General features: G+C 68.5%; 7 protein-coding genes. 5 read left to right on the top strand and 2 right to left on the bottom strand.

Annotated features, from left to right (window positions below):
* Positions 1-203, bottom strand: a 203-nt coding sequence (locus VKA86_10400) for a hypothetical protein (GenBank protein HKK71618.1), incomplete at its 3' end; no start/stop codon positions are given.
* A gap of 167 nt (positions 204-370) precedes the next feature.
* Positions 371-1,822, bottom strand: a complete 1,452-nt coding sequence (locus VKA86_10395) for an OmpA family protein (protein ID HKK71617.1) — start codon at positions 1,820-1,822, stop codon at positions 371-373.
* Positions 1,823-2,139: 317 nt separating this feature from the next.
* On the opposite strand from VKA86_10395, the gene VKA86_10390 reads away from it, so the two are divergent.
* From VKA86_10390 to VKA86_10370, 5 genes are all read left to right on the top strand, one after another.
* Positions 2,140-3,576 carry a right-handed parallel beta-helix repeat-containing protein gene (locus tag VKA86_10390; GenBank protein HKK71616.1) on the top strand — a complete coding sequence of 479 codons (1,437 nt, stop codon included), beginning with the start codon at positions 2,140-2,142 and terminating at the stop codon, positions 3,574-3,576.
* Positions 3,577-3,762: 186 nt separating this feature from the next.
* Positions 3,763-4,227 (top strand): hypothetical protein, encoded by a 465-nt coding sequence (locus VKA86_10385; protein ID HKK71615.1) that lies wholly within the window; start codon positions 3,763-3,765, stop codon positions 4,225-4,227.
* A gap of 3 nt (positions 4,228-4,230) precedes the next feature.
* A complete protein-coding gene (locus tag VKA86_10380) occupies positions 4,231-4,461 on the top strand; it encodes a helix-turn-helix transcriptional regulator (GenBank protein HKK71614.1) in 231 nt (76 codons plus the stop codon).
* A gap of 85 nt (positions 4,462-4,546) precedes the next feature.
* A complete protein-coding gene (locus tag VKA86_10375) occupies positions 4,547-5,179 on the top strand; it encodes a hypothetical protein (protein ID HKK71613.1) in 633 nt (210 codons plus the stop codon).
* A 123-nt stretch (positions 5,180-5,302) separates the two neighbouring features.
* The coding region (locus tag VKA86_10370; GenBank protein HKK71612.1) for a type II toxin-antitoxin system PemK/MazF family toxin at positions 5,303-6,009 on the top strand (707 nt) is incomplete at its 3' end.

Raw genomic sequence — 6,009 nt, 5'->3', positions numbered from 1 at the left:
CAGACCGATGCGATCCGGGCCCGCACGGTCCCACCGCGCTCCGGCTTGTAGAGCACGGCGGCCTGGTGACCGGCGAGACAGACCTCGTCGAGCGCGCGAAGGGCCTGCGACAGCAGATGCTTTCGATCCATCTGCTCGCCGTCGAGCAACAGGATACGATTGCCACCCATGTGGCCCTTGTAGAAATCGACCTGGGAAGGCATGGCTCGGAGACCCTCGGTTCGGGGACGAGTCGTCGGTGGATACAATGACGTGTGTAAAGGCGTGCGGACCGAAGAGAAAAGCGTACACCGCCGGCGCTCCCGCCCGCAACACTTCTGCGTGGAGCGACGAAACGCCAGGCCTCCGGGCACCGACCGACGACGCCCGCCTACTCGATCCTCCTCACCTCCACGCGCCGATTCGCCGCGCGGCCCTCGACCGTGGCGTTCGAGCGGATCGGCCGCCCTTCGCCGTAACCGGCCGCAACCATGCGGTCGGGGTCGACCCCTTCGCCGATCAGGAACTGCCGGACACTCTCGGCGCGCTGCCGCGACAGTTCGCGGTTGAAGCTGGCCGAACCAACGCTGTCGGTGTGGCCACCGATCTCGATCCGCACCTCGGGCCATGCGCGCAGACTCTCGGCCACGCGCAGCAGCGTCGAGCGCGATGCCGGGGTGAGTTCGGCGCTCGACGGGGCGAACTCCACGCCCTCGAGCACCAGGTCTTCACGGATCTCCTCGACCACCGGACAGCCGCGCGCGTCGACCCGGACGTTGGCGGGAGTGCCGGGGCACAGGTCCGAGGCGTCGAGCACCCCGTCGCCGTCGTTGTCGGGGTCGGGCACGCCGTCGGCGTCCTGGAAGCCGTCGAAGTCCTCGGCATCGTTCGGGGCACCGTCGTCGACGTCGGCAATGCCGTCGCCGTCGTTGTCGGTGTCGGGGACGCCATCGGTGTCCTGGAAGCCGTCGAAGTCCTCGGGATCGTTCGGCGCGCCGTCCCGGTCGTCGGGAATGCCGTCGCCGTCGTTGTCGAGATCGGGCGCGCCGTCGGCGTCCTCGTAGCCGTCGCGATCCTCAGGGCGGTCGGGATCGACGTCGATCGAATCGGGAATGCCATCGCCGTCGCGGTCGGCGGTGCCGAAGGTGTAGTTGACGCCGGCCAGGGCCTCGATCGGACCGAAGTTCACGTCGACACCGCCGCTCGGATTCAGCGTGCTCAGGCCGACGCTGTCGCGATCGTTGCCGAACCAGTAGTGGAAGCGCACGCCCAGGTCGAAGGACCAGTGATCGTTCACGGCGATCTCGGTACCCAGACCGAACGTCGACGTGAACTCCACGCGGAAGCCGTCGGCTGCGGCGCCGTCCTCGTCGCGCACACGGCTGGCCGGGCCGGTCGGCCACAGGCCGGGATCGTCGCCGCTCTGGTCGAGCACGTCCCAGCGGGTGGCGCCCAGTCCCACCGAAGCCCATGGCCGCCAGCGACCGTCGGGGACGAAGCGATAGCGCAGGGTGAGGCTCGGCTGCCAGATCCGGGTGTAGAGATCGGTCTCACTGGAGAACGTGATTCCCGCTTCCTCGTCGATCCTCCCGACACCGGGACGCGTCCACCCCGCGGCGAAGCCCAGGTCCACACTCAGGTGATCGCTCAAGCCGTAGCCGAAGCGCAGTCCGGTGGCGGGTCCGAAGTTGCTGTAGTCGGCATCGCCGCCGACCTGCTTCCAGGTTCCCACGTGGAGCCCGAGGGTCCAGCGGTCGGCGACCGTGTCGCCCGACGCCGGTGAAGCGATCAGCGAGAGACCCGAAACGATTGCGAGACACCAGGATTGCAGACGCCATGTCATGAGGACCGACTCCTGACCGCGGCGGGCCGACCCGGCCGCCGTGTCGGATGGGAGGCTACGTGACCGTGTTGTTCCAGGTTGGATCGCCCAGGATGCGGATGGGGAGTCTACACGCGGAGAGCGTGGTGTCCACTGATCGGCGCGGGCGGGACCGGACGGCACGAACTCCGCGCCGGTCTCGGCGAGGACCGTGTGGCCGGACGGCCAGTGGATCGGGTTGCCGGACCGGTTCGCACCGGCCTGCCCCTTGCAGCCGATGACCACGCTCCACGCACCGCCGATCCCCGGAGCACGTGGATACCCCAGGAGGTCCCGTCGTGACCCGTCGTCGCCCGCTTCGTGTGGCCATCTGCATCGCGCTCGCGCTCGTCGCCGGCTGCTCCGGATCCGATGACCCTACCGGACCGCAACACCCGGGCACGCCGTCGACCGACTGGACCGCCTGGGAGGACACGATCTCGTTCTCCGGGCAGACCTTCCACCTCGATCCCGTGCGCGGTTCACTCGACAATCCGGGAACCGCCCAGGAGCCATGGCCCGGGCTGGCCGCCGTCTTCGAGGCCGGACTCGTCCAGCGCTACGAACCGGAGGTGCATCCCTACGAGGAGGGCGCCGCGCTCGAACTCGCCAACCCCGACGCTCCGGTCGCGCCCGGCGATCGCCTGCTCCTGTACGACGGCGACCACGGACGCGCGAAGCTGTCCGACGCGCACAATCCCGACTTCCTGTTCGTCGAGGCCGCGCCCGGGCACACCCCGGTACTCGAACGACTCGAACTCGAGGGCGTCGAGCGGTGCGTGATCACCGGCCTGACCATCCGCGGCGAGAAGAGCGACGACGCCGGCGGGACGCTCCTGCACATCGAGAGCCACGGTTGGCGCGGGCCGAGCCGTTACGTGAGCGTGCGCGACGTCGCGGTGCAGAGCACGCCCGACATCACCACGTGGACCGCCGACGACTGGAACCGGCGGGCGGCGACGGCCGTGTCCGCAGGTGGCTCGTACGTGTCGCTGCACCGCGTGGTGGCGACCAACGTCGACCACGGACTTCTCATGGGCGGCGACTTCGTGTGGGTGGAGAACTGCGAGGTCACCAACTTCGCCGGCGACGGTCTGCGCGGGATCGGCAACGACATGATCTTCGAGGACAACCTCGTGCGGAACTGCTACGACGTCGACGACAACCACGACGACGGCTTCCAGTCGTTCAGCGTGAACGGCGCACCGCCACGCGAGCGCATCGTGCTGCGTCGCAACACCATCATCGGCTACACCGATCCCGACCAGCCCCATCGCGGTACGCTGCAGGGCATCGGCTGCTTCGACGGCTTCTACGTGGACTGGGTGATCGAGAACAACCTGGTGGTCACCGATCACTGGCACGGCATCACCCTGATGGGTGCCGACGGTTGCCGCGTGGTCAACAACACCGTGGTCGACCTGAACGACACGTCGCCCGGTCCCCCGTGGATCCGCATCAGCGACCACAAGGACGGCCGGCCGAGCGCGGACTGTCTGATCCGCAACAACATTGCCGGCAGCATCTCGGCCGGCAGCGGCGTCGCCGCCGACCACAACCTCGAGACGACCGACCTCACGGCCATTTTCGTCGACCCCGCCGCCGGCGACTTCCGCCCGCGCGCCGCCGGCCCGGCGGTCGACGCGGGGAGCGCGGACCGGGCGCCCGATGTGGACCTCGTGGGAACCCCGCGTCCGCAGGGCGAGGGGGTCGATCTGGGGGCGTTGGAGCGTTGAGGGAGTTCCTGGTCGTCTTGGAGCGCTGAGGAATTTCCTGGGGGCCTCGGAGCGCTCAGGGATTTCGGGCTTGCGCCAGAGAAGTGCGAGTTCCATTATGTAACTTATAAGTTACTAGACGGTGCGTCCGGGACGTGGCCGCTCACGGCGTCGCGGACGACGGCGTCGCCGACGAGGAGCCCCGCCATGTCCGATCACCCGTCCGACGCGACACCTTCCGAGCTCGAGGATCTCGACCGCGCCCGGCGCCATATGCTGTTGGCCCTGGTGATCGCGTCGATCCTCATGCTGCTGCCGCAGATCCTGATGTCGGTGTCGGAGGAATCCGTACCCCACGCGGTGACGGCGGGACTCGCCATCGCCGCCATGGTGGGTGGATTCGTCTGGATGGGCTTCATGTGGCGCTTCCACCGCTTCCAACAGCGAGTGAAGAACCGGCCCGAGCTACGCGGCTTCCTGAACGACGAGCGCGTCATGGCGATCCGGCGCGAGGCGGTGTTCCGGACGTGGTTCGTGCTCGTCGTGATCATCGGCCTGGGGGTCGCCGTGGCGCCCTTCGTCACCCTGCCCGACCAGGCGGTGCTGCTGACCCTGTTGCTCGTGGCGGTCGACACTCCGCTCCTGTTCTTCCTCGCCCTCGACCGGGACTGAGCCGTGCCGCACCCCGAACTGCGCAATCGACTGAAGGTCCTGCGCGCCGAGCACGACTGGACGCAGGCCGAACTCGCCACCCGCGTCGGCGTGTCGCGCAAGACCATCAACACGATCGAGCGCGGGGTGTTCGTGCCGTCGACCGTGCTCGCGCTGCGGCTGGCGCGGGTGTTCGGGGTGGCGGTCGAGGAGATCTTCGCGCTCGCGGACGAGGTCGATGGTCGTGGATCGTGATTCCTCTGTCTTCGTCGCATCCCATGGTTCGACGGCGCGGTCTGGTCGCGTCGCGCATCGTTCCCCCGACGAAGTTCCTGCGCCCATGAACACGATCGCTCGACGCTCCACTTCGTTCTTCGTGCTCTTCGGTTTCGGTCTCGCTTTCGGTTTCGGTCTCGGCTTCGCCGTGCCCGCTGCGGCGACGCTTCCCTGCACGCTCCAGGACACCAGTTCGGCTTCGTCCGACGGCGGCTGGCTGCTCGTGCTGCCCGACGACAGCGGACCCACGCTCGCGTCGATCGGTGCGACGGTCGAGGTCCGGCTCGTCGACTGCGAGACCGGCGACCCCTTCGTGGGGTATCCCGCCCAGGACGTCTTCCTCGACGACCACGGAGCCGAGACCTTCGCGTTCTGCCCCGGCGGGACCATCGCCGACGGACCCACCGATGACGAGGGCCGCACCACCATCTCCGATGCCCTCGCCGGCGGTGGCCACGCCAACGGTGTCATGCTCGTGTACGTCGCCGGCAATCCCATGGATCGGTATCCGCTGCCGCTGTCGGTGGCGTCACCCGACCTCGACGGCGACCGCAGTGTGGATCTGGCCGACGTCGGTGTGTTCGCCACCGAGTTCGACCTCGGCGTGTCGTTCCGCGCCGACCTCACCGGCGACGCGCGGATCGACCTGGCCGACGTCGGTGTGTTCGCGTCGGCGCTGGGGGTGTCGTGTCCGTGAGATGAGAGAGGGAGGCGGCCACCGCGTCCGTTTCGATCGCGTGTACGAAACCGACGAATCCAACCGCGATCTCGACCCGGGCCTCGACGCGCTGCAGCGAGGTTCCATCGCGCCGGAAGACTGGTGATCCGGCGCGGGGAGATCTGGTGGGCAGAACTCGGCGATCCTCGAGGTTCCGAACCCGGGTTCCGGCGTCGCGTCCTCGTCGTCCAGGGCGACGCCTTCGACCGGAGCCACATCGCCACTGTCATCGTCGTTGCGATCACGTCCGACCTGCGGTTGGCCGAGGCGCCTGGAAACGTGCGGCTCCAATGCCGCGACCGCCGACTGCCCCGCGACTCCGTGGCCAACGTGTCCCAGGTCCTCACCCTCGACCGCCGACACCTGTCCACACGCGTCGCCCGCCTCCCGAAGCGCATCGTCCGCTCCGTGGACGAAGGCCTGCGCCTGGTGCTCGAGCTGCGGATTCGGCGTCGTAGGAGGCGGCGGGGGTGGCTTGCCAGGGGGCCGGCCAGGCGGGAGAGCGGATCCGCTTCCGGGGTGGAACTTCCCCAACTGTCACCTGACCGGCCGCTTCCGGTGCGGAAGTGTGGATGGAAGACTTCCGGGATCTCGACTTCCACCGCGGAAGCGCGTCTGGCTTCCAGCGCGGAACTTCGCCAGGTGTCACCCTACCGGTCGCTTCCGGTGCGGAAGTGTGGACGGAAGATTTCCAGGATTCCGACTTCCGCCGCGGAAGCGCGTGTCCACACGCACTTCCACTTGCGCCACCGGCGTCATCTCAGCCCGTCGAGGGCGGGGCCATCCACGTCGACCAGGTGTCGTCGCTC

Source organism: Candidatus Krumholzibacteriia bacterium (assembly GCA_035268685.1).
Lineage (GTDB): Bacteria > Krumholzibacteriota > Krumholzibacteriia > JAJRXK01 > JAJRXK01 > JAJRXK01.
This window is presented reverse-complemented; position numbering and strand designations above follow the sequence as displayed.

What these genes read in the sequence shown, in the direction of transcription:
- VKA86_10385 (HKK71615.1), top strand. Translation starts at nt 3,763, where the DNA reads ATGTCCGATCACCCGTCCGACGCGACACCTTCCGAGCTCGAGGATCTC.
- VKA86_10395 (HKK71617.1), bottom strand. Translation starts at nt 1,822, where the DNA reads ATGACATGGCGTCTGCAATCCTGGTGTCTCGCAATCGTTTCGGGTCTC.
- VKA86_10375 (HKK71613.1), top strand. Translation starts at nt 4,547, where the DNA reads ATGAACACGATCGCTCGACGCTCCACTTCGTTCTTCGTGCTCTTCGGT.